Origin of the sequence: Segatella oulorum F0390, assembly GCF_000224615.1 — a bacterium.
Classification (GTDB): domain Bacteria; phylum Bacteroidota; class Bacteroidia; order Bacteroidales; family Bacteroidaceae; genus Prevotella; species Prevotella oulorum.
In genome coordinates this window covers 25,186-49,260 of record NZ_JH114215.1, presented here as the reverse complement: position 1 = coordinate 49,260, position 24,075 = coordinate 25,186, and the positions used below count along the sequence as shown (strand labels likewise).

14 protein-coding genes and 3 tRNA genes are annotated in these 24,075 nt (G+C 47.6%); 12 read left to right on the top strand and 5 right to left on the bottom strand.

The genetic code is table 11. The features are described 5' to 3' along the window. The first annotated feature begins 737 nt into the window (after window positions 1-737). From HMPREF9431_RS00190 to HMPREF9431_RS00170, 5 genes are all read left to right on the top strand, one after another. The gene (locus HMPREF9431_RS00190; protein ID WP_004378998.1) at window positions 738-3,449 is read left to right on the top strand and encodes a DNA gyrase/topoisomerase IV subunit A; all 2,712 of its coding nucleotides are present in this window, start codon (window positions 738-740) and stop codon (window positions 3,447-3,449) included. Beyond that, window positions 3,427-4,290: a DUF3316 domain-containing protein gene (locus HMPREF9431_RS00185; protein WP_004378997.1), complete on the top strand. Its 864-nt coding sequence runs from the start codon at window positions 3,427-3,429 to the stop codon at window positions 4,288-4,290. Before HMPREF9431_RS00190 ends, HMPREF9431_RS00185 begins: the two co-directional genes overlap by 23 nt. After that, a complete protein-coding gene (locus HMPREF9431_RS00180) occupies window positions 4,287-5,306 on the top strand; it encodes a S41 family peptidase (protein ID WP_004378996.1) in 1,020 nt (339 codons plus the stop codon). Before HMPREF9431_RS00185 ends, HMPREF9431_RS00180 begins: the two co-directional genes overlap by 4 nt. Before the next feature lie 101 nt (window positions 5,307-5,407). Beyond that, the gene (locus HMPREF9431_RS00175) at window positions 5,408-6,214 is read left to right on the top strand and encodes an AraC family transcriptional regulator (protein ID WP_004378995.1); all 807 of its coding nucleotides are present in this window, start codon (window positions 5,408-5,410) and stop codon (window positions 6,212-6,214) included. Window positions 6,215-6,357: 143 nt separating this feature from the next. Further along, a tRNA-Leu gene (locus tag HMPREF9431_RS00170) sits at window positions 6,358-6,438 on the top strand. Window positions 6,439-6,831: 393 nt separating this feature from the next. Here HMPREF9431_RS00170 and HMPREF9431_RS00160 read toward each other — a convergent pair. From HMPREF9431_RS00160 to HMPREF9431_RS00140, 5 genes are all read right to left on the bottom strand, one after another. Beyond that, window positions 6,832-6,904, bottom strand: a tRNA-Lys gene (locus HMPREF9431_RS00160). A gap of 31 nt (window positions 6,905-6,935) precedes the next feature. Next, window positions 6,936-7,008 (bottom strand) — tRNA-Lys (locus HMPREF9431_RS00155). Between the two features lie 277 nt (window positions 7,009-7,285). Next, a complete protein-coding gene (gene secA, locus HMPREF9431_RS00150; RefSeq protein WP_004378993.1) occupies window positions 7,286-10,621 on the bottom strand; it encodes a preprotein translocase subunit SecA in 3,336 nt (1,111 codons plus the stop codon). 319 nt (window positions 10,622-10,940) lie between these two features. Continuing rightward, complete coding sequence (locus HMPREF9431_RS00145; RefSeq protein ID WP_004378992.1) at window positions 10,941-12,329, bottom strand: alkaline phosphatase family protein; 1,389 nt, start codon at window positions 12,327-12,329, stop codon at window positions 10,941-10,943. Beyond that, entirely contained in the window at window positions 12,319-13,482 is a 1,164-nt protein-coding gene (locus HMPREF9431_RS00140) for an Lnb N-terminal periplasmic domain-containing protein (protein ID WP_231287664.1), read from the bottom strand. Before HMPREF9431_RS00140 ends, HMPREF9431_RS00145 begins: the two co-directional genes overlap by 11 nt. A gap of 132 nt (window positions 13,483-13,614) precedes the next feature. On the opposite strand from HMPREF9431_RS00140, the gene HMPREF9431_RS00135 reads away from it, so the two are divergent. From HMPREF9431_RS00135 to HMPREF9431_RS00100, 7 genes are all read left to right on the top strand, one after another. Beyond that, complete coding sequence (locus HMPREF9431_RS00135; RefSeq protein ID WP_004378990.1) at window positions 13,615-14,919, top strand: hypothetical protein; 1,305 nt, start codon at window positions 13,615-13,617, stop codon at window positions 14,917-14,919. Window positions 14,920-14,998: 79 nt separating this feature from the next. Beyond that, window positions 14,999-15,637 (top strand): LptA/OstA family protein, encoded by a 639-nt coding sequence (locus tag HMPREF9431_RS00130; protein ID WP_004378989.1) that lies wholly within the window; start codon window positions 14,999-15,001, stop codon window positions 15,635-15,637. Between the two features lie 15 nt (window positions 15,638-15,652). Further along, a complete protein-coding gene (locus tag HMPREF9431_RS00125; RefSeq protein ID WP_004378988.1) occupies window positions 15,653-16,924 on the top strand; it encodes a hemolysin family protein in 1,272 nt (423 codons plus the stop codon). A 696-nt stretch (window positions 16,925-17,620) separates the two neighbouring features. Further along, window positions 17,621-18,922 (top strand): alpha-L-fucosidase, encoded by a 1,302-nt coding sequence (locus HMPREF9431_RS00115; RefSeq protein ID WP_004378987.1) that lies wholly within the window; start codon window positions 17,621-17,623, stop codon window positions 18,920-18,922. Between the two features lie 186 nt (window positions 18,923-19,108). Further along, a complete protein-coding gene (locus HMPREF9431_RS00110; protein WP_004378986.1) occupies window positions 19,109-20,629 on the top strand; it encodes a DUF4301 family protein in 1,521 nt (506 codons plus the stop codon). Then, a complete protein-coding gene (locus tag HMPREF9431_RS00105; RefSeq protein WP_004378985.1) occupies window positions 20,626-22,830 on the top strand; it encodes a RelA/SpoT family protein in 2,205 nt (734 codons plus the stop codon). Before HMPREF9431_RS00110 ends, HMPREF9431_RS00105 begins: the two co-directional genes overlap by 4 nt. A gap of 11 nt (window positions 22,831-22,841) precedes the next feature. Next, window positions 22,842-23,690 (top strand): N-acetylmuramoyl-L-alanine amidase-like domain-containing protein, encoded by an 849-nt coding sequence (locus tag HMPREF9431_RS00100; protein WP_004378984.1) that lies wholly within the window; start codon window positions 22,842-22,844, stop codon window positions 23,688-23,690. The last annotated feature ends 385 nt before the right edge of the window (window positions 23,691-24,075 follow it).

Genomic DNA, 24,075 nt, shown 5'->3' with positions numbered 1-24,075 from the left:
CTTAGCAAACGTCAAAATAATTTGGGACTTGCTAACGACTTAGCAAACGTCAGAAAATAAATTCGAGACTTGCTAACAACTTAGCAAACGTCAGAAAATAAATTCGAGACTTGCTAATGACTTAGCAAACGTCAAAAAAATAATTTGGGACTTGCTAACGACTTAGCAAACGTCAGAAAAATAATTTGGGACTTGCTAACGACTTAGCAAACGTCAAAAAAATAATTTGGGACTTGCTAACGACTTAGCAAACGTCAGAAAATAAATTCGAGACTTGCTAACAACTTAGCAAACGTCTCGCAAAAACGATGACGAGCGAAAGTAAATTGAAACGAAACAATAAAACTCGAAGAGATATTCTACCACAAAGAGAGGTCTTCTCACAATTAAAATTAAATTAAACAAGATGGAAATTGATTTTTTAAATCTGGTGGCCGTGAGCAACGGTGCGCATTTCGGAAAGTCCGATGATAGGAAGCCCAGCGGAAAAGGTCAGGGCGACGCCACGGTGACGCCCAAATCATGACGATACACACACTTTTTTATTTTAAGTAATGGGGGTGGGAGTGCGCGATGCATTTCCGCCCCCGATGTGTGGTGGGGTTAGCAGCTGTGTTCTCAGCGGGCTTTACGTCAGCTTTTGCGGGCGAAAAACAAGGTTTTGTTTGGCTGAATAACCATTTTTTGCTAATTTTGTGGCTATCGCAAAAATAGCATTCCAAAAAAATTATTTCCACATGGACGACGAGATAAAAGATAAGGACCTCAACCTCGAGGACGAAACACTCACTACCGACACCCATTCTGACTATACACCAGCCGACAAGTTTGATGCTTCGGCCGTGCACCATTTGAGTGGTATGTATAAGAACTGGTTCTTAGACTATGCCAGCTATGTGATTTTGGAGCGTGCCGTTCCGCACATTGAGGACGGGTTGAAGCCTGTGCAGCGCCGCATTTTGCACTCGATGAAGCGCATGGATGACGGACGATATAATAAGGTGGCCAACATTGTGGGGCACACGATGCAGTTCCATCCTCACGGCGATGCGTCGATAGGCGATGCGCTGGTGCAGATGGGGCAGAAGGATTTGCTCATCGATTGTCAGGGCAACTGGGGCAACATCCTGACGGGCGACCGTGCTGCGGCGCCACGTTATATTGAGGCGCGGTTGTCGAAATTCGCGTTAGATGTGGTGTTTAATGCCAAAACCACCGATTGGCAACTGAGCTATGACGGGCGCAATAAGGAGCCCATCACGCTGCCTGTGAAGTTTCCTTTGCTGTTGGCGCAGGGTGCAGAAGGCATTGCTGTGGGCTTGAGCAGCAAGCTGCTGCCTCACAATCTGACGGAGATTTGCGAGGCCGCCATCCACTATCTGCGTGGCGAGACGTTTGCTCTCTATCCCGATTTTCCCACAGGCGGTGCCATCGACGTGAGCAAATATAACGATGGGCAGCGCGGCGGTGTGCTGAAGGTGAGGGCAAAGATTGAAAAGTTGGATAGCAAGACGCTCGTCATCCGCGAAATTCCGTTCAGCAAAACCACCACGACGCTTATCGACAGCATTCTAAAAGCCGTTGACAAGGGCAAAATTAAAGCCAAACGTGTGGACGACAACACGGCGGCCGAGGTGGAAATTCAGGTGCATTTGGCACCAGGCGTGTCACCCGATAAAACCATCGATGCGCTCTATGCTTTCAGCGATTGCGAGATTAATATTTCGCCCAACTGCTGTGTGATTGAAGACAACAAACCTTGTTTCCTCACGGTGAGCGATGTGTTGCGCCACAGTGTGGACAGCACCATGGGTCTGTTGCGCAAGGAACTGCAAATTCGGCGTGGCGAACTGCTCGAGCAACTCTTTTTCGCCAGTTTGGAACGCATCTTTATTGAGCAGCGCATCTATAAAGAAAAGAAATTCGAAACGGCCGACACGATGGATGAGGCCATTGCTTTTGTCGACGAAAAACTCACGCCGTTTAAGCCCGAATTCATTCGCGAAGTGACGCGCGATGATATTCTGCGGCTCATGGAAATCAAAATGCAACGCATCTTGAAGTTCAACAAAGACAAGGCCGACGAGCTCATTGCGCGCATCAAAGCTGAGGTGGCTGAGATTGAAAACGACCTCAACCACATGACCGACGTCACCATTAAATGGTTTAACTTCATCTTAGAGAAATACGGCAAGGCGCATCCGCGTCGCACCGAAATCCGCAGTTTCGACACCATCGACAGCACCAAAGTGGTGGAGGCCAATCAAAAGCTCTACATCAATCGCCAAGAAGGCTTCATCGGAACGGGGTTGAAGAAGGATGAGTTTGTGTGCAACTGTTCGGATATTGACGATGTGATTATCTTCTATCGCGACGGAAAATATAAGGTGTTGAAGGTGGCCGACAAGATTTTTGTGGGCAAAGGTATCATTTGGTTGCAGGTGTTCAAGAAAAACGACAAACGCACCATCTATAATGTGGTTTATCGCGATGGCAAACAAGGCTTTTACTATATGAAGCGTTTCAACGTGACGGCCATGACGCGCGACCGCGAATACGACTTGACACTGGGTACTCCAGGTTCGAAGGTGGTTTATTTCACGGCCAATCCCAATGGTGAGGCCGAGCGCATTAAGATTACGTTGGATGTTGATCCCAAGAAAAAACGACAGAACATTTTCTTGGAACGCGACTTTAAAGATATTCTCATCAAGGGGCGTGCGGCCAAAGGTAATCTGCTCACCAAGCAGAGCATTCATCGCATCGGCCTGAAGAGTCATGGTCATTCTACGTTGGGTGGGCGCAAGGTGTGGTATGATGCCGACGTGAAACGCATCAACTACGAAGAGCATGGTCGCTTCTTGGGCGAGTTCTATGATGATGACCGCATCTTGGTGGTTTTAGACAATGCCGACTTCTATCTCACGACTTTCGATGCTAACAACCACTATCCCGACAACATCATGCGTTTGGAGAAATGGGATAGCGAGAAGGTGTGGACGGCGGTGTTGCGCGATGCCGATAATCAAGGCTACACCTATGTGAAACGCTTCACGATGGATGCCACGAAAAAGGAACAGAATTTCGTGGGCGAAAATGCCGAAAGCCAACTGCTATTGCTCACCGACACGGTCTATCCGCGCTTGGAAGTGACCTTTGGTGGAGCCGATGCCGTGCGCCCGAAGGAAGAGATTGATGCCGAAAGTTTCATCGGACAGAAGAGTTTTAAAGCCAAAGGTAAGCGTCTTTCAACATGGGACGTGGCCAGCGTGCAAGAGTTAGAGCCGCTTCGTTTCCCCGAGAACAACGAGGAAGATGAGCCCGATGGAGCAGAAACGGCGGCAGATGAAAATTTAGATCCCGATGCTGGTAAGAGCCAACAGCAGGTGATTGATGAGATGACTGGACAGTTAAACCTTTTCACAAATGATACAAACGAAGAAACCTAAGTGGCTCGGGGCACTTGTTGTGTGTGGTGTTTTGAGCGTCAACAGTCTTGCGTTGCATGCCCAAACCGATGGCCAGTCCATTCCGCAACGCATCACAACTAATAGTCGTATGGTGGGAGTTGGTACCACCAATATCTTAGACACCTATTTGAGTCCTGAGGAATATCACGGGACAGACATTCGCTATATCAGTCACACGTTGCGCAAGCGTGAGGGTAAGCGCATGTTGCAGGAGATTGTTCATCAAGGCAACATTGCCTATGTCGACACGCGTTCGGGTAGCGGAAAGGAGTTGACGGGGAACTATCGCTTTCAATATGGTTGGCATTATGCTTGCCAATCGTGGCAATGGGGACGACAAGAGCTGCGCTTAGAAGCAGGAGGCAATATTGAGTTGGCTTTGGGCTTTCTCTACAACACCCGCAACAGCAACAATCCTGCGCAGGCCTATTTCTCGTTGAGTGTGCTCCCCACGGCTGCGGTTGAATATCTCTTCCCTAATCCGTTCCACCGGAATAGTCAGCGAAAGTGTTGTCTTCGTTATGCGTTAGGCGTGCCTGTTGCGGGGCTGATGTTCTCACCAAATTATGGACAGGCCTATTATGAAATCTTCTCGAAAGGCAACTATGACCACAACATTGTGCCTACTTATCCCGGTAATGCACCGTCTTTGACGCACCGGTTAACCTTTGATTTCCCGCTGTTCCGCGCCACTTGCTGCATAGGTTATCAAGGCGAATACCTGCAATCGCATGTCAATGAGCTGAAGCGGCATAGCTACACGCACACGCTTTTGGTGGGCATTGTGAAAACCTTCAAGTTAACTAAAGTCAACCGATGAACACAAAACATTTTTTCTATTTAGGTTTGTTCGCGCTACTTTCTGTCGTTTTGCTGAATAGTTGCGTGAAGGAAGATACTTATGCCGATAATCCACAAGGCAATTTTGAAGCCTTATGGCACATCATCGACGAGCACTATTGCTTTTTAACCATCAAGCAACAAGAATATGGGTTAGATTGGAATGAAGTGCATGCACGCTACCAACGGCAGATTAATGCACAAATGACCGAGGCGCAGCTCTTTGAAGTGTTGGGTAACATGCTTGCAGAATTGCGTGACGGACATGTTAATCTGTATTCAAGTTTTGATGTCGCACGCAATTGGTCGTGGCATGAAAACTATCCAGCCAACATGTATGATACGCTTATAACGCGATATTTGGGGCGTAATTTCCGTATGGCCAGTGGCCTGCGTTATTGTCTGTTAGACGACAATGTGGGCTATCTTCGCTGTGCAACCTTCAATCAAGCGTTAGGCGAAGGCAACTTAGATCAGATTTTTTCCTATTTCCTTCCTGCGCGCGGATTGATTATTGACGTGCGGAGTAATCCTGGTGGGCTCATCTCAAGTGCAGAGCAGTTGGCAGCGCGTTTCACCAATGAGCCGCTGCTTGTGGGCTATATGCAGCATAAAACGGGCCGCCGACATGATGACTTTTCTGCACTACAGGAACAATGGTTAAAGCCCAGTCGGGGCATACGTTGGCAAAAGCCGGTCGTTATTCTTACCAATCGTGGCGTGTATAGTGCCGCAAATGAGTTCGTAAAATGTATGAAATGCTGTCCTAAAGTGCATGTAATTGGTGACAAAACTGGTGGTGGTTCTGGACTCCCTTTCAGCAGTGAGCTTCCGAATGGTTGGAGTATTCGCTTCTCTGCCTGTCCAGTGTTTGATAAAGATAAACGAACAACCGAGTTTGGGATTATGCCCGATACACAAATAGGCTTGCAACTAAGTGACTTCTTGCATGGAAAAGATACACTTATAGAATACGCAAGAACGCTTTTTGAATAAAAAAAGAAGAAATTCAAAAATCATTACAGATAGTGAAAATTCTTTTTGTAATTTTGCGATATACATTAATACGCTCTTAAAGAGTTATAAGTTTTTTCACTATGAGCAATCACACAGTTGTCGCTGATTCTAATTTCAATAGGATTGGAAATGAAGAGTTGAAAGACTATGCAGTATATGCATTGTGTAAAGCGGGGTGTTGCACGTTTACCTACAACACAGTACAGTTTGAGATTAAAGCAAATGACCTTTTAGTTATTCGCGAACAGCAACTCATGCAGCATATAAAGACTGATATAGCATTTGATGTCTTAGTGCTTTATATTCATTTTCCATTTGTTGAGAAATCCACTCCCGATGTTAATTTCGATGTTCGGAGTGAATTGTTACTTACAGCCAATCCGGCCTTGCAACTCAATCAAAAGGAGTTTGAGCGTGCAACAGATGACATGCACGTTATCATTGAGCGGAGCGATGATCATGAACATCACTTTCAGAAAGATGTGCTCAGCACCTGTTGTCTTCTTTTTCTGTTGGATATTTTCGATGTCCAAAATCGCATTTATGGCTCATCCCATGTGTCAGTGCGCTCTTCTCATCTCGTAACGGCCTTTATGGAAATGTTGAAAAGCGGCGAATATAAACAACATCGTGAAGTGTCTTATTATGCCGATAAATTGTTTGTTACGAGCAAACATCTGTCAGCTGTCTGCCGAATGGTGACAGGGCGAACAGCAAACTATTGGATCAATCATTTTGTTAAATTAGCTATCCATCAACAGCTTCGCAGTGAACGATTGTCAGTGGTTGAAGTGAGTGAAATGTTTAACTTCTCTTCTCCTGCCCATTTCAGTCGTTATGTGCAGGCACAATTAGGAGAGCCGCCGACTGCAATCCGAGAAAAATAGAAGAAGAAAATATATTTTTCTATCTTGAATTGTATATGGGGAACACAGATTCTTTCAGATTTTTCATTGTATAGAGCAAGGAAAATAGGAACAGTATATTTTGCTTGGTTAAAAATTAAATTGTAACTTTGCAACGTATAAAGGCGCTTGTGGCGAAATTGGTAGACGCGCTAGACTTAGGATCTAGTGGTTATGCCGTGTAGGTTCGAGTCCTATCAGGCGCACATCTTAAGATGCTAAATGGCTTATTCCTGGCCGTTTAGCATTTCTCTTTTATAAGCATTGTTTCTGTTTTGCTTCTGCGAGGGAGGATAGAGAAGAAGTGGCGTCTTGAACAAGATTGAAACCTCTGCAACCCCCTCACATAATTTGCCTTTCTTAAATATCTTTTTGTATTCACCTTGGAGAACAAAGAATGCAAATCTTTGCAAGATTTGTAATTTATCATTGGTTGCCGGAAGAGGCTCTGCCAATGGACTAAAACGAAAAAAAGTGGCCTGCGTAGACATTTGCTGGCTGGTGCGCCTCATTTTGAGTGCCTCCCACGGCATGTTACAGCATCAAAAAAAAGTGCTTCTGCCACGATATGGCAAAAGCACTTTCGATGAATTGAGAAGTACACCCTTAGGGATTCGAACCCTAGACCCACTGATTAAGAGTCAGTTGCTCTACCAACTGAGCTAAGGGTGCATGCAAATGCCGCAAAAACCGCCGCTGTTTGTACACCCTTAGGGATTCGAACCCTAGACCCACTGATTAAGAGTCAGTTGCTCTACCAACTGAGCTAAGGGTGCATTTACAAATACATGGGGTTGGCATGTTGCGAATTGCGTGTGCAAAGGTATATTTTTTTTAAGGAACAGCCAAATAAATTCCTGATTTTTTAGTGCGATAATGCTTATCATAAGCGATGGGAGCACAGCAAAATGTTATAGGAGTGACCTGTTGAAACGTAGTTTGATGCACAAGAATGACGGCGGGAAGGGCTGGCAAACACACCCGAAAAAAGGTGCTCATCGTCCACCAAAAGGAGGCGATGAGCACCGAAAGTAAATCGAATTTAAATTGAAATTACAAATTCCTGCCGTGACAATTCTTAAACTTCTTGCCGCTTCCGCAAGGACAAGGATCGTTGGGACGCGGGGTGTGTTCAGCCACATAAGGCGTGTGGTTCCGCTGATTTGCTCCCTCACGCGTATCATGTTGCATGGCTTTCCGCTGCAACTGGCGATCGCGTTCGTCGTCAAGATTAACCTTTTGCTCCTGATACCGCTGTGCATGTTGCTCGGGTGCGGCCTCTTGTACCTCTTGAACAACAGGTATTTGACAGCGCATAAGCACGCTGGCCATGCGACTATACATCTCATCAATCATGTTATCCCACAGCTTTACGCTCTCCAATTTGAAGATAAGCAGCGGATCTTTCTGCTCATAAGATGCATTTTGCACACTATGACGCAACTCATCGAGCTGCCGAAGGTTCTCTTTCCAACTCTCATCAATGATGCGAAGCATGACAGTTTTCTCGAATTCCTTCACCACGCTGGCTGCTTCTGTGTTGTAAGCCTCCTGCAAATTGGCCGGAATTTGATAGATGCCCTTGCCATCGGTGATAGGAACAAGGATGCGTTCATACATTGCTCCCTGCTCTTCCTGCACGCGTTTAATGACAGGATAGGCATCGCTTTGAATGCGATCGGTGTGGCGTTTAAACGAATCCATAGCCGCTTCGAAGGCGCGTTCTTTGATTTCTTCGTGGTTACCATTCTCGAATTCGTCCTGCGTGCAGGGCAATTCCATGGCCAACACCTTAAGGAAGTCCTCCTTGGCACCTTGGTAATCGTTCTTATCAATAATATTAAACACGCGGTCCCAAATCACATTTGTGATGTCCATACCAATGCGTTCGCCCATCAAAGCGTGACGGCGTTTCTCATAAATCACCGTGCGTTGCTTGTTCATCACGTCGTCATATTCGAGCAAGTGCTTACGAATACCGAAGTTGTTCTCCTCAACTTTCTTCTGTGCACGCTCAATACTGCGTGAAATCATGGGGCTTTCGATACGTTCTCCATCCTCGAAACCTAAGCGATCCATAATCTTTGCTATGCGTTCTGAGGCGAAAAGACGCATAAGTTTGTCTTCAAGTGAGACATAGAACACGGATGATCCTGGGTCACCTTGACGGCCAGCACGACCACGAAGCTGACGGTCTACGCGACGGCTTTCATGGCGTTCGGTACCGATAATAGCCAAACCTCCGGCCGCTTTCACTTCATCTGTAAGCTTAATATCAGTACCACGACCGGCCATGTTGGTGGCAATCGTCACAGCACCCAAACCATTTTCCGACTTACCAGCTTCGGCAACGATGTGGGCTTCGTGCTGGTGTTGCTTCGCATTGAGCACATTGTGTGGAATCTTTCGCATCTTAAGCATCTTGCTAAGCAACTCACTAATCTCGACAGATGTCGTACCTACAAGCACCGGGCGACCTGCATTGCGCATCGTTTCAATCTCATCGATGACGGCAGCATACTTTTCTCGTGCCGTTTTATAAACGCGATCGTCTAAATCATGACGCGCAATGGGACGGTTGGTCGGTATCTCTACGACATCAAGTTTATAGATATCCCAGAACTCTCCTGCCTCAGTGCTTGCCGTACCGGTCATACCTGACAGCTTATGATACATGCGGAAGTAGTTCTGAAGCGTGATGGTTGCGAAGGTTTGTGTAGCGGCTTCCACCTTAACATGCTCTTTTGCTTCAATGGCTTGATGCAATCCGTCACTCCAACGACGGCCTTCCATGATACGACCTGTTTGCTCATCAACAATCTTTACCTCACCCTCTATCACCACATATTCATCATCTTTGTTGAACATGGTGTAGGCTTTGAGCAGTTGTTGCAAGGTATGCACGCGCTCACTCTGCACGCCATAGTGCGCCATGAGCTGGTCTTTCTTGTTTATTTTCTCCTCTTCCGAGAGATTCTTTTGCTGCTCCAACTCCGAGAGTTCAGTTGTGATGTCGGGCAACACAAAAAGATCTTCCTGCCCGGTTTGACCTGCTAACCAAGCCGCTCCCTTATCGGTTAAGTCGGCACTGTTGAGCTTTTCGTCGACAACGAAGTACAAAGGCTCGATGGCTTTTGGCATTTCTCGGTTGTTGTTAGCCATATAAGCCTCTTCAGTAGCCAACATTCCAGCCTTAATTCCATCTTCAGAAAGATACTTAATGAGCGGTTTATTCTTTGGCAAAGCTTTATAAGAGCGATACAAAGCCAAGAAACCTTCATCCAAAATCTTTTTGTCATTTTTGCTTTGTCCCTCGGTAATTTTCTGCTTTGCTTCAGCTAAAAGTTCCGTAGCCTGTTTGCGTTGCACCTCATAGAGCTTCTCAACTAAGGGCTGATACTCTTCGAACATCTGGTCATCGCCTTTCGGAATAGGCCCCGATATAATTAAAGGTGTGCGGGCATCGTCAATCAACACCGAGTCGACCTCGTCGACAATGGCATAGTTGTGCTTGCGTTGTACCAAGTCGGCTGGGTTTAAAGCCATGTTATCGCGCAAGTAATCGAAACCAAACTCATTGTTTGTTCCGAAAGTAATATCCGCACGATAGGCTTTTCTTCGCGCTTCAGAGTTGGGCTGATGCTTATCGATGCAATCCACGGAAAGGCCGTTAAACATATAAAGTGGGCCCATCCACTCCGAGTCACGCTTAGCCAAATAGTCGTTAACCGTGACCATGTGCACACCGTTTCCGGTTAAAGCGTTGAGGAATACCGGCAGCGTTGCCACCAAAGTCTTACCTTCACCCGTGGCCATCTCGGCGATTTTTCCCTGGTGGAGTGCAATACCACCAAACAGTTGCACATCATAGTGCACCATGTTCCACTTGATTTTGTTTCCACCGGCTGTCCATTCATTGTGGTAAATGGCCTTGTCGCCATCAATCGTAATAAAATCGTTGGCGGGATTGGCAGCCAACTCACGGTCGAAATCGGTTGCCTCAACCACCACTTCATCGTTCTCGGCAAAGCGACGTGCCGTATCTTTGATGATGCTGAATGCGGTTGGCATTACCTCATTGAGTGCTACTTCATAACGGTCGAGCACCTCTTTCTCTAACTTATCGATGTGATTAAAGATTTCTTCACGCTGGTCGATAGGTGTCTTCTCCACCTCTTCTTTGAGTGCTTCAATCTGTTTATTTTGCTCTTCGGCAGCCTTCCGAACATATTGTTGCAGCTCTTTGGTTTTTGCACGCAACGCATCGTTGCTCAACTGCTGTATCTCGGGATACACTTTTTTCACCTCTTCTACGAGGGGTTGTATCAGTTTCATGTCGCGTGTGGACTTATCTCCAAAAAGCGACTTAAGAATTTTATTGAAATTCATTTTATCTTATATTGTTATTTTTTTATTGAATAGTGGTGCAAAAGTAACACTTTTAATTGAAACCTTCATGCAATTTGATTGAAACTTCATGGGCATGACGGACTTATCCTGCGATGTTGCGTTGTCAATGTCAGTAAATGGGGAGATTAATTCCTATCAAATCATGACGCAAAGTGGGCTGTTTTTGCAACCAATCTCTATGGAATAATGACACAAAATGCAACACTTTACAACGCAACCCTTTTCTAACCTCTTTTGTTTTAACCACGCCCCTTGTTTGCATAGCTGGCAATCAGGGCGTTACAGCACCATTCTTGGATTAGAAAAGCGGACTCGTTGCGCAAGCATTGGGCGCTCTGATGCGGATGCTTTTACAGAGCGTTGGGGCAATATAATCGGTGGTTATGGGGGTGAAATCGTGTGTTTGCGTCACACCATTGCCATAGAAAATGATGGGGAAATGGGCCACCGCTGCACGACTTGTATAGCTTTCTTGCGAGTCTTCGTTAATCATTTTCCATCCCGGTGCAACCTTTATCACCAAATCGCCACTGAGATTGGGATGGAAAGCATTGCGCACACGAGAGACAGCGGCATTGTTTGCAAATAATTGCTCACACGTATAGACATCGCTCACACCCGCAGTTTGAAACAAAAGACTTTGGCTCTGCACCAACACATCTTGCAAACGAAGATGCTTTTGATCAATGGTTTTGCGGTCTAAATAAATCTGATTGCCCCAGGTTGCATCAACATAAGTACCCTGTCCATAGAGTGCACTCAGATAAACATTGAGCAGTTTGGCCGTGCGATTGATATAGAAATTGCCCGTAGGCACACGATAAAGACTGTAATCGTTTTCGCTTTCGTCGCTCGTTCCGGTGCCGGTGATGACAAAAAGCACATGCGCCTTGCCCACTGACTGTTCGATGCTCGTAACGAGTTTCGCAATGGTTTGGTCGATTTGCTGATAAATCAGCTGTTCGGCCTGGTCTTGTTGCCGCAACGATTCGTTATCATCCAAAGCCGCAGAGAGCGTGATAGAGAGCAAATCGGGGATGTCATCCTTGCCCATTCGCTCTTGGTTGACGATGTCGATGGCCTTGTTTCCGATGTCGACATTGGTGATAGTCGACGGCGCAAGCGGCGTGTTGAGCCACTGAGGTGAAGCACCATAATAGGTTGTTGTGTTCCATCTTCTATAGCGTTTATCATACCAAATGGCATTGTCAGCCGTATGCCCGGCTGACAAAATGGCATAATCGGCATGGGCAGCAAGACTATAAACGATACTTTTTCCATGGGTGACGATTTTCAATTCGTCGCCAACGGTTGAACATTTCACGTTAGAAGGCGCATAAGTGTAACGCTTATCCTCGGTGCAACGCATGGGGTGCAAGGTGGAACGATCGAGCCATTGCGCGCCAATGATGCCATGATAGAAAGGCGTGGTGCCCGTAGCAATCGTTGTAATGGCTGCAGGAGCATTGACAAAATCGAAAGGTGCCGAAGCCACATCGAACACATACCCTTCACGAGACAGCTTCTTTAGTCCGTCTTCCTGAAATAAAGGAAGGAAAGAATCGAAATACTCGCCGTGCCATTCATCAATATTAATATTGACGATTAAGCGTGGCACAAGCGTTGAAGCCTGCACCTCAGCCGTCGTTAATGCGGCAATGAGAAGGGCAAGATATTTATTGACCATGCTGCGTTCGTGGGATAATGTTACTTTCTTTCATCGTTGCGACTTGAATAAAGAGCAAAATGAATGCCACAAGGAAAACGTTCTCGGCATAGGTTTGAAAAAGAGCACCCACGCAAGCCAAGACATAACACCCTGCCATCACTTGGTTAAAACGCTTGCTTTGCCGCAATTTTGGGACAAAGAAAAGCAGATTAAGCGGATTGAGGAAGAGGATTTGCAGATTGAGACGCACGGTGGGATGCTGACTGAAGAGCATCATCGTGAGCAGAATGCCACACAAACCGGTCAGCAAACGCACGGCTTGCACCACCCAGAAATAAGATTTTGGCACACGTTTCCGCAACAGCCACACACTCATTGTGATAAGAAAAAGCAAAGCGATGAAGGCAAATGGAGAGCAAAGAAAACTTGTCAGCGAGAAAGCCACCGTTTTTTCTTGCGGCCAATAAAGGGCATGCGTGGCAGCAACCAACGGACGCTCTTTTCCATTCTGATAGCGGATGATGGCGGTTTGGAAATCCTTTCGAAGCGAATCGGGCAAGAATTGCTGTGCTTCGGGCGTGAGGTTTTGATCGGCTCCGATGCCTAACAGCAAGTCATTTCCAAACCTTGCCCACAACTGTTGCCGGTTCCATTGATGAATTTCGCTGCGAAATGTGGTTTGTGTGTTGGGCGTGCTTTTATAAACGACCGTTCCCTGAATACTATTCGCCAACAAATCGCGCGCACGTGTGGTGCAATTATCATAGAAATAATTATAGCGATACACCCTGTTCTCGGGCAAATAGTTGGCATCAATAGCCATGGCTATGCTGCGTTTATCGGCCGGCGAGAGGTTGAGCACCTGCTCAATCACCCACCGATGCTCGCGCTTATACTCTTTCATAAAGGCATCAAAGGGGATGATGCCCATTTCATAATCGGTGAGTCCGAAGATAAAACGCAAAATAAAATTCTTTTGTGCGAATGAAAACATGCCATAATTAATGACCAAGTCTTGCTGATTGCGCACATCATGAAAGCGAATGGCCGTGTGACCATAGAGCGAATAAACCTCCTTCCCTGGGCCACAGGTGAGCAAACTGATTTGAAGCGAATCGCCATAGATTGCATCTGGCGTTTCAGCAGCTTTAACGATGGATGTTAAAGACAATAAAAAAAGCAATATACTCGCTTTGAATGTTTCTTGAAACCGTATCACAATGCAAAAATAGCTTATATTTCTGAGTTATGATACAAGTGTTTCTCATTTTTTTAATAAATTTGCACGCAATTACTTTTTAAAATGAAGAAACAAATACTCAGTGTGGTTTTCCTGGCTTTCCCCACATCAATGCTGTGGGCACAAAGTGGGACAAACTCTCCATATAGTCAATATGGCATGGGCTTAATCGCCGACGAAGGAACAGGATTTAACCGTGGTATGAATGGTTTGGGATTGGGATTTCACACCCATAACCAAGTGAACGCGGGCAACCCCGCATCTTATGCCGCATTGGATTCTCTGTCGTTTATTTTCGATGTGGGCGTTTCGGGGCAACTTACCAATTTTAAAGCAAATGGCGTTTCGCGCAATGCAAAGAATGCAGTGTTTGACTATGCCACGGCAGGTTTTCGCATTGCCAAGCATGCCGGTATCAGTTTTGGCGTTGTTCCACTCACAACCATCGGCTACAACTATGCTTATACCCGCAATTTGAACGCGATTACTTCGCCCATTCGCCAAACAGCCACCGACACTTATGCCGGTAGTGGCGGCCTGCACACGGTGTATTTGGGTGTAGGTTGGTCGCCGGTGCGCAATCTTTCGGTGGGTGCAAACGTCGGATACTTGTGGGGAAACATCACCCGCTCCGTGATTAATTCGTATAGTGACGCTTCGATTAACACGCTATCAAAATATTATTCGGCATCCATCAACAACTATAAAGTGGATTTCGGTGCACAATATACGGCCGAATTCTCGAAGAAGGATGCGCTGACCTTGGGGGTAACATACGGTTTGAGCCACAAATTAGGTGCTGATGCCACATGCGAAGTGATTTCAAAAAATGCCCAAACGGGTGTCTCAAGCACAGAGACACTGACCATTCAAGATGCGTTTAAGCTGCCCACCATGTATGGAGTCGGTTTGATGTACGAGCATAACAACACATGGCGTGTGGGTGCTGACTACACGTTGATGCAATATAATAAGGTGGGCTATGCCGACTATCAGGTGGTGAATCATGTGCAACAATACACGTTGCGCAACGATGTTTATCAAGACCGCCACAAGTTTACTGTGGGTGGAGAGTTTTGCAAGAACGAATATGGGCACCGCTTCACCGACCGTTTGCGCTATTGTTTAGGAGCATCCTATGTGACTCCTTATTATAAGGTGAACGGGGTGGATGGCCCAAAGGAATATAGTGTGAGTGCCGGAGTAGGCATTCCCATCGTCAACTCCATTGAAAATCGCACGGCACTCAACATCAGTGCAGCGTGGGTGCGTCGCGAAGCTACAAATTTGTTGAAAGAAAACACCTTCCGCCTCACGTTGGGTTTGACTTTCAACGAGCAGTGGTTTGCGAAATGGAAGTTTAAATAAGCTCCTCGACGCCCCCGTGTCGCAGCAACGATTTCGGCGAATGAAAAGCAAGATTTTCAGCATTCTATGGCTAACGGCAATGTTGTTGCTGGCTTGTGAAGACCAGCACGAACACACGGCGCCGGCCATTCATGCACGCGATTCGGTGGCTGTCATGGTGAGCTATGGTGTGAACACGCTCATATCGGATTCGGGCATAGCGAAATATCGCATTGTAACCGAGCAATGGGATGTGAACACCAACCTCAATCCCTCGCGCTGGCTTTTCAACAAAGGCATCTTCTTGCAGCAGTTTGATGAAAAATTTCACGTGCAAGCCTATATTCAATGCGACACGGCCTACTATTATGACCAACTGAAATTGTGGGAGCTACGATCGCGCGTGCGCATTCTCACGAAGGATGGTTTGCGCTTCTCAAGCAACCAGTTGTTTTGGGACGAGAACCGACACGAACTCTATTCGCACGTCTTTTCGCGCTTGGTTACGCCCGAACGCACCTTGCAAGGAGCCTATTTCCGCAGCGATGAAAAGATGACAAAATATTATGTTTTCAACACGAAAGGTTCGTTTGTACGTAGCGATTTAGATGGCTCACCCAGCGAAACAGGTACGGTTGAGAGCGATTCGGCACGTAGGATGCAAGACTCGATGATGCGCAGCATGCACCCTTTGGCCATACCCCAGCGCCGCAACACCTACATTCCGTTGATGCATTAAGATTGAACAACAAAGATGAATGACGCTGTAGATATTTCATTAATCATCGGCATCGTGGTCACCATGGTGCTATCGGCTTTCTTCTCGGGCATGGAAATGGCATTTGTCACAAGCAACCGCATGCTGTTTGAGATGGACAAAGAGAAAAATGGCATAGCCAATCACCTCGTCAACTTTTTCTATCGGCAAGGCAACGACTTTGTGAGCACCATGTTGGTGGGCAACAATGCGGTGCTCGTTGTCTATGGCATTCTCATCGCACGTTTCTTCGATAACACCATTTTTCAAGGCCTCTCGCCCACCGTCACCGTGCCGGCCGACACCATCATCTCGACCATCATCATGCTCTTCACGGGCGAGTTTCTGCCCAAAACGCTCTTCCGCCGTAACCCCAATCGGCTCATGACTGTGTTCTCGCCATTGGCATTCTTGTTTTACATTGTGCTCTGGCCCGTGAGCCGCGTAGCCACCTCACTTTCAAAAATGCTACTCCGCATCATCGGCATCCGCATTGAAAAAGAAGTGGGCGACGAAGAGTTCTCCAAGGTTGACCTCGACTATTTGGTGAACACCAGCATCAGCAACGCCAAAGAAGGCGAAGAGATTGAAGACGAAGTGAAGATTTTTCAGAACGCATTGGAATTTTCGGAAACCAAAGTGCGCGACTGCATGGTGCCACGCACCGAGATTAATGCCGTGGAGATGAACTGCCCCAAGGACGAACTGATGCAGAAGTTTGTGGAAAGCGGCAACAGCAAAATCATTGTCTACCGCGAGGATATAGACCACATCGAGGGCTATGTGCACTCCTCCGAAATGTTTAAAAATACCGGCGACGACTGGCATCAGTCCATCCGAACCATGCCCTTTGTGCCCGAAACGATGACGGCACAAAAGCTCATGAAGCGTTTTCTGCAAAGCAAAAAGAGCCTCGGCGTAGTGGTTGACGAATTTGGTGGCACCAGCGGCATCGTGGCTTTGGAAGATATTGTGGAAGAGATTTTCGGCGACATTGAAGACGAGCACGACAGCAATAAATACATTGCCAAGCCCGTGGGCGACGGCGAATACCTGCTGTCGGCGCGCTTAGAGATTGACAAAGTCAACGAAATGCTGGGCCTCAACCTGCCCGAAAGCGAGGAATACAAGACCGTCGGCGGATTTATTCTGCACCACTACCAAAGTTTCCCAAAACTCAACGAGGTGATTACCATCGAGCACTTCCAATTTAAAATCGTGAAGAGCACGCTCACAAAAATCGAGCTCGTAAGGCTGAAACTACTGTAAAAACGAGCCACCAGCGGCGCACATAAGCCTGATTTCATCAAAAAACAATGCTTGCATAGCCTATGCAAACGCCAAAACAAAAATTTTAATGCTTGCATAGCCTATGCAAATGCCAAAACAAAAATTTTAATGCTTGCATAGCTTATGCAAATGCCAAAACAAAAATTTTAATGCTTGCATAGCTTATGCAAACGCCAAAATAAAAATTTTAATGCTTGCATAGCTTATGCAAACGCCAAAACGCAAAAAACAGTGCTTGCATAGCTTATGCAAATGCCAAAACGTTCGGGAATACGCTTGCAGTGACGCTGCAAGCGATAAACTGTTAAGGAATGTATTTGCAGGAACACTGCAAGCACCAAACTGTTAAGGAATGTATTTACAGGAGCACTGCAAGCGCCAAACTGTTAAGGAATGTATTTGCAGTTGGGCTGCAAGGAGCAAAACAAAATTTTTTACGCTCGCAGTTGAACTGCAAGCATCAAAACAAAGATTTTAGTGCGTGCAGGCCGACTGCAAGCAACAAAACTAAGCCCGCAAGACAAAATATTGGTGCCAAAGATTGGTTTCCTACCCAACTTTTACTACCTTTACACACGGCAATCCAAGCCCCACCCCATTGGCCTGCGCCATTGAAGGGCTGCGCTTAAACGAAGCAACGTTGCAATCAATCTACAACAACCAATAAATAACGCAATGAAAAAAGTATTTTTCCTTTTAACCCTGCTATGGCTGAGCCACACAGGCTGGGCACAAACAGCCTATCAACCCACGGTTGAAAATCGCAAAGCACGCGAACAATTTCAAGACGAGAAGTTTGGCATCTTCCTCCACTGGGGACTCTATTCCATGCTCGCCCGAGGCGAATGGGTGATGCACAATGAGGACATCGACTGCCGGGAATATGCCAAGTTGGCGCAGGCTTTCTATCCCTCGCGCTTCAATGCCGACGCATGGGTGAAGGCTATCCGCGACGGTGGCGCAAAATATATCACCATCACCACGCGCCATCACGATGGATTTTCGCTCTTCAAGACCGCCACCAGCACTTATAACAGCGTGGACGGAACGCCGTTCAAGCGCGACATCATCAAAGAATTGGCCGAGGCCTGTGCGCGATATGGCGTGAAGCTCCACCTTTATTATTCGCATTTAGACTGGGGACGCGAGGATTATCCTCAAGGCCGCACGGGCAATGGCACGGGACGCGACAAGACAAAAGCCAACTGGCCCAGCTATTATCGGTTTATGAACACGCAGCTCACCGAACTGCTCACGCACTATGGGCCTGTGGGTGCCATCTGGTTTGATGGCTGGTGGGACCACGACAGCGACGCAAAGCCTTTCGATTGGCAACTGCCCGAGCAATATGCGCTCATCCATCAGCTGCAACCGCAATGTCTCATCGGCAACAACCATCATCAAACACCCTATGCAGGCGAGGATATTCAGATTTTCGAGCGCGACCTCCCGGGCGAAAACAAAGCGGGACTTTCGGGGCAAAGCATTGGGCAACTGCCCTTGGAATCGTGCCAAACCATCAACGACCATTGGGGCTATTCCATCACCGACAACCGTTATAAAACGCCCAAGGCACTCATCCAAATGCTGGTGCGTGCGGCCGGAAAGAATGCCAATCTGCTGCTCAACATCGGGCCTGAACCCAATGGCGACTTGCCCACTTTGGCACTCGACCGTCTCCAGGCCATCGGAGAATGGCTCAAACAATATGGGACAACCATCTATAACACGCGCGGAGGACTCGTGGCACCCCATGATTGGGGCGTGAGCACGCAGCGCGGCAACCAACTCTTTATCCACATTCTCGACTGCCCAGACAAAAGCCTTTTCATTCCACTCGGTGGGCGAAAAGTGAAACGGGCTGTGACATTCGCCACCGGAGAGGCTCTGAAATTCACACCGACAGGCGACGGCATCACCCTGCATCTCGGCCAAGCACCCACGGCAATCGACCATGTTGTGACGCTGACGCTATGAACAAAAGCTGATGCTTGTCACAACATTAATTAAGCTTAAAGGCCGGCGAGCATCAGTTTTTTTTCGTACATTTGCATACAAATCAATCTGCGCAGTTGCTTAAAATCAGCAACCGCACGGCAAGAAAACAAAAGAAAACAATAAAAATATTCAACCATTACTTTTAAAATATAAGCAAACGAGGTTATGACATTTACAGAACAAGATCAACAGCAATTATCCCATCGGGGCATCAGCGAAGCGCTAGCCAACGCACAGTTGCAACACTTTCAACAGGGTTTCCCCTTCTTAAAACTCAAAGCTGCCGCAGCCATTGGCAAAGGAATTATGCAACTGCATGGCGCGGCAATGGAAATCTATCTCTCGCAATGGCAAGACTACTGCGCAGGCCAACACGACATCGTGAAATTTGTGCCGGCCAGCGGTGCAGCCAGCCGCATGTTTAAAACGCTTTTCGCCTTTCTCTCGGCCTCCTATGCCCAGCCACAAACAAGCGACGAGCAGCAATTCTTTGCCCAAATCAAGCAGTTTGCTTTCTACGATGCACTCAATGCGGCCTGCATCAAAAACGAAGGGCAAGACATTGATGCGCTCATGGCGGCAGGAAAACACAAAGCAATTATCGAGAATTTGCTATTGAATAAGGGACTAAACTATGGCACATTACCGAAAGGTTTGCTGCAGTTTCATCGCTATGCCGATGGGGCACGCACTCCGTTGGCCGAGCACTTGGTTGAAGCGGCACAATATGCTGCTTGTGGCAAGCATGCAAAAATACATTTCACGGTGAGCCATCAACACCGCGATTTGTTTCAAAAAGAAGCCGAACAAGCAGCCCATCAATTCGGCAAGCAATTAGGTATGCACTATGACATCAGCTTTTCGGAACAAAGTTTGGCCACCGACACGCTCGCAGTGCAGTTAGACAACACACCCTTTCGAACCGCCGATGGCAAACTTTTCTTCCGTCCCGGCGGGCATGGTGCATTGCTCGAAAATCTGCAAGCCTTGGCAGCTGACATCGTGTTTATTAAGAACATCGATAACGTGGTGCCCGACAAGCTGAAAGCTCCCACCACCCTCTACAAACAACTTTTGGCCGGCTATTTGGTGACACAGCAGCAACAGGCCTTCGCCTATTTGCGGGAATTAGACAAAGGCGTGCCCACACGGCCGGAACTGCTCGAGATGCTGCGCTTTGTAGAGCAGATTTTGTGCTGCCAAAAGGAGGGCGTCGCCAACTTAGACGACAAGGCCTTGGCACACTATCTGCACGAGAAACTCAACCGCCCGATGCGCGTTTGTGGCATGGTGAGGAATGTTGGCGAACCCGGTGGCGGCCCATTCCTATGCTATAACGCCGATGGCAGCGTGAGCTTGCAAATCTTAGAACGCACGCAAATCGACGACAACAACCCCGAAGCGGTGACCATGTTCCAGCAAGGCACGCATTTCAACCCCGTGGATTTGATTTGTGCTTTGCGCGATTATCAAGGCCGCCCCTTCGATTTGCACCAATATGTCGACGCAAAAACAGGTTTCATCAGCCACAAGAGCAAAGACGGGCGCGAATTGAAAGCCTTGGAATTGCCAGGCCTTTGGAACGGCGCCATGAGCCAATGGAACACCATGTTCGTGGAGGTGCCGTTAGAAACGTTTAATCCCGTGAAGACTGTGAACGATTTATTGCGGAAGGAACATCAATGAAGAAAGAAAAGATTGAATTTACACTCGAAGAAATAGAAGAAACCAAGCAGTTGCTCGGCCAACTGAAAAGCACTATTGGCGAGACGCTCAATGCCAACGACGAGGCACAGTTGCGAGAGCAATTAACACAGGCGATTGCCGACGGGAAAATCCAACGCGACGTGTTTGGGCTTAATCCTGTGCTGCAATCGCTGCGCACGGCACAGATAGCTGTCGACGAAATTGGGCTGAAACGCGATGGTGTGCTGGCCACCATCCTCTTCACTTTGGTAATCGACGGGCATCTGCCGTTGGAGGATATTCGCCAAAAGTATGGCGATGGCGTGGCGCACATCATCCATGGTTTGGTGAAAATCCACGAACTCTACAAAAAGAATCCCATCATCGAGAGCGAGAACTTCAGAAACTTGCTCATCTCGTTCTCTGAAGACATGCGCGTCATCCTCATCATGATTGCCGACCGGGTGAACATCATGCGGCAAATTCGCGACACCAATGCCGTGGAAGCCAAACAGAAAGTGAGCGAAGAAGCCAGCTATCTCTATGCGCCACTTGCTCACAAGTTGGGATTGTACAAGCTGAAAAGCGAACTCGAAGATCTCAGCCTGAAGTATTTGGAGCACGATGCTTACTACGCCATCAAAGACTCGCTGAACGCCACGAAAGCTGCGCGCGATGCCTACATCAAACGCTTTATCGACCCGATTGAAGCGAAACTCAAAGCCGCAGGCCTCTCGTTTCACATGAAAGGGCGCACCAAGAGCATCCACTCCATTTGGCAAAAGATGAAAAAACAGCACTGCAAATTCGAAGGCATCTATGATCTTTTTGCCATCCGCATCATCTTAGATGCGCCGTTGGAGAAAGAGAAAATGCAATGCTGGCAGGTGTATTCCATCATCACCGACATGTATCAACCCAACCCAAAACGGCTGCGCGACTGGCTCAGTGTGCCCAAAAGCAATGGGTATGAGAGCCTGCACATCACCGTTTTGGGGCCTGAGAGCAAATGGGTGGAAGTGCAAATTCGCACAGAACGCATGGATGAAATTGCCGAACATGGCTTGGCTGCGCACTGGCGTTATAAGGGCGTGAAGAGCGAAGGCGGCGTTGATGAATGGTTGGCCAACATCCGATCAGCGTTAGAGAACAACGACGATTTGCAGCTCATGGACCAATTTAAGCTCGACCTTTACGAAGATGAGGTTTATGTGTTCACGCCAAAAGGCGACCTACTGAAGTTTCCAAAGGGTGCCACGCTGCTCGACTTTGCCTATCACATTCATTCCAATGTGGGCAGCAGTTGCGTGGGAGGGCGCATCAATGGTAAGAATGTGAGCTTCCGCGAGGTGCTCCATTCGGGCGACACCGTGGAGGTGCTCACTCAAAACAATCAATGCCCCAAGCGCGATTGGCTCAACATTGTGAAGACAAGCAAGGCGAAAGCGAAAATTCGTCTCGCATTGAAAGAGACGCAAGCCAAAGAGGGGCTCTATGCCAAAGAGCTGTTGGAGCGTCGTTTTAAGAACAAGAAAATCGAGGTGGAAGAGAGCCTCATGTCGCAGCTCATCAAGAAAATGGGCTACAAAGAAACCTCCGATTTTTATAAAGACATTGCTGACGAACGGCTCGATGCCAATGCCGTGATTGAGAAGTATCTTGAATTGCGCAATGGCGAGAGCAACACCAAACCCACCGAGAGTGCCGAAAACTTTGAATATGAAAATCCTAACGAGCAGCTTTTGCAAAACAACAGCGATGTGCTCGTGATTGATAAAAACCTCAAAGGCATCGATTATAAGCTGGCGCAATGCTGCCATCCCATCTATGGCGATGATGTTTTCGGCTTCGTCACCGTGAGTGGCGGCATCACCATCCACCGCACCACCTGCCCCAACGCACCCGAACTGCGCAAACGTTTTGGCTATCGCATGGTGAAAGCCAAATGGAGTGGCAAGGGTACGAGTCAATATGCCATCACCCTGCGCATCATTGGGCACGACGATATCGGCATCGTGAGCAACATCACCAACATCATTTCCAAGGAAGACAAGCTCACCATGCGCTCCATCAACATCGATTCCCACGATGGGCTCTTCAGTGGCAACGTGGTGCTGTTTATCGAAGACAACAGCAAGCTCAACCTGCTCATCAAGAAGCTCAAAACCGTCAAGGGCGTGAAGCAAATCGTCCGACTATAATCCCCAAGCGTATGAAATGTTTAAAACTCCTCATCGTGTGTTGTCTCATGAGCGCAACGGCCAATGCACAATCCATCAGTTATACGCGGACGGATAGCCTCCGCGTGGTGCATCTGCTCAAGTTGGGTCACAAACAACCTGCCGACACCAACTTCATGCTGTTCTATGCACGCCAACTCAAAGGCCTGCCCTATGTGGCACAGACATTGGAAATCCACACCAACGAGCGCCTTGTCATCAACCTGCGCCAATTAGATTGCACCACATACGTTGAAAATGTTTTGGCACTCACGTGCTGTGCCAAGCACGGGCAAGAACGTTTTGAGGACTTTTGCCACTATTTACAAAAGATTCGTTATGAGGACAATCAAGTGCACTACACGCACCGGCTGCACTATTTCTCAGAATGGATTGCCGACAACGAGCGCATTGGCCTCGTGAAAGAGGTGCAAACGCCCAATCCCCCTTTCACGGCGCAACAGCAAATCAAAGTAGATTTTATGAGCACGCATGCCGAAAAATATCCCATGCTCGTGCAACATCCCGAGTGGATTAGCCCCATTGCGCAACGCGAGCAAAAGGTGAACGCCCTCACGCCACGCTACATTCCCACGCAAGCCATCAGCAACACGCCCGTTTGTCGCGAAGCAATCCACGACGGCGACATCCTGGCATTGGTCACCAACAAGCCGGGATTAGACATTTCTCACGTGGGCATTGCCGTGTGGCACAAGGACGGACTCCATCTGCTCAATGCCAGTTTGCTGCAAAAACGTGTGGTGGAAGACAAGCAACTGCTGGCCGACTACCTGCGCAAACGTGGTGCACAATTAGGCATCCGCGTCGTTCGCGCGTTGTAGAGCTATCCACACACCAATCCGCAAGACGGTGACCGGATGCGAATTTTCACAGCCGAATACCCCAAAAAAGTCAGCGGATGAGGACTTTCACAGCCGAATACCCCAAAAAAGTCAACGGATGAGGACTTTCACAGCCGAATACCCCAAAAAAGTCAACGGATGAGGACTTTCACAGCCGAATACCCCAAAAAAGTCAACGGATGAGGACTTTCACAGCCGAATACCCCAAAAAAGTCAACGGATGAGGACTTTCACAGCCGAATACCCCGAAACGGTCACCATTTGAGGACTTTCACAGCCGAATACCCCGAAACGGTCACCATTTGAGGACTTTCACAACCGAATACCCCGAAACGGTCACCATTTGAGGACTTTCACAACCGAA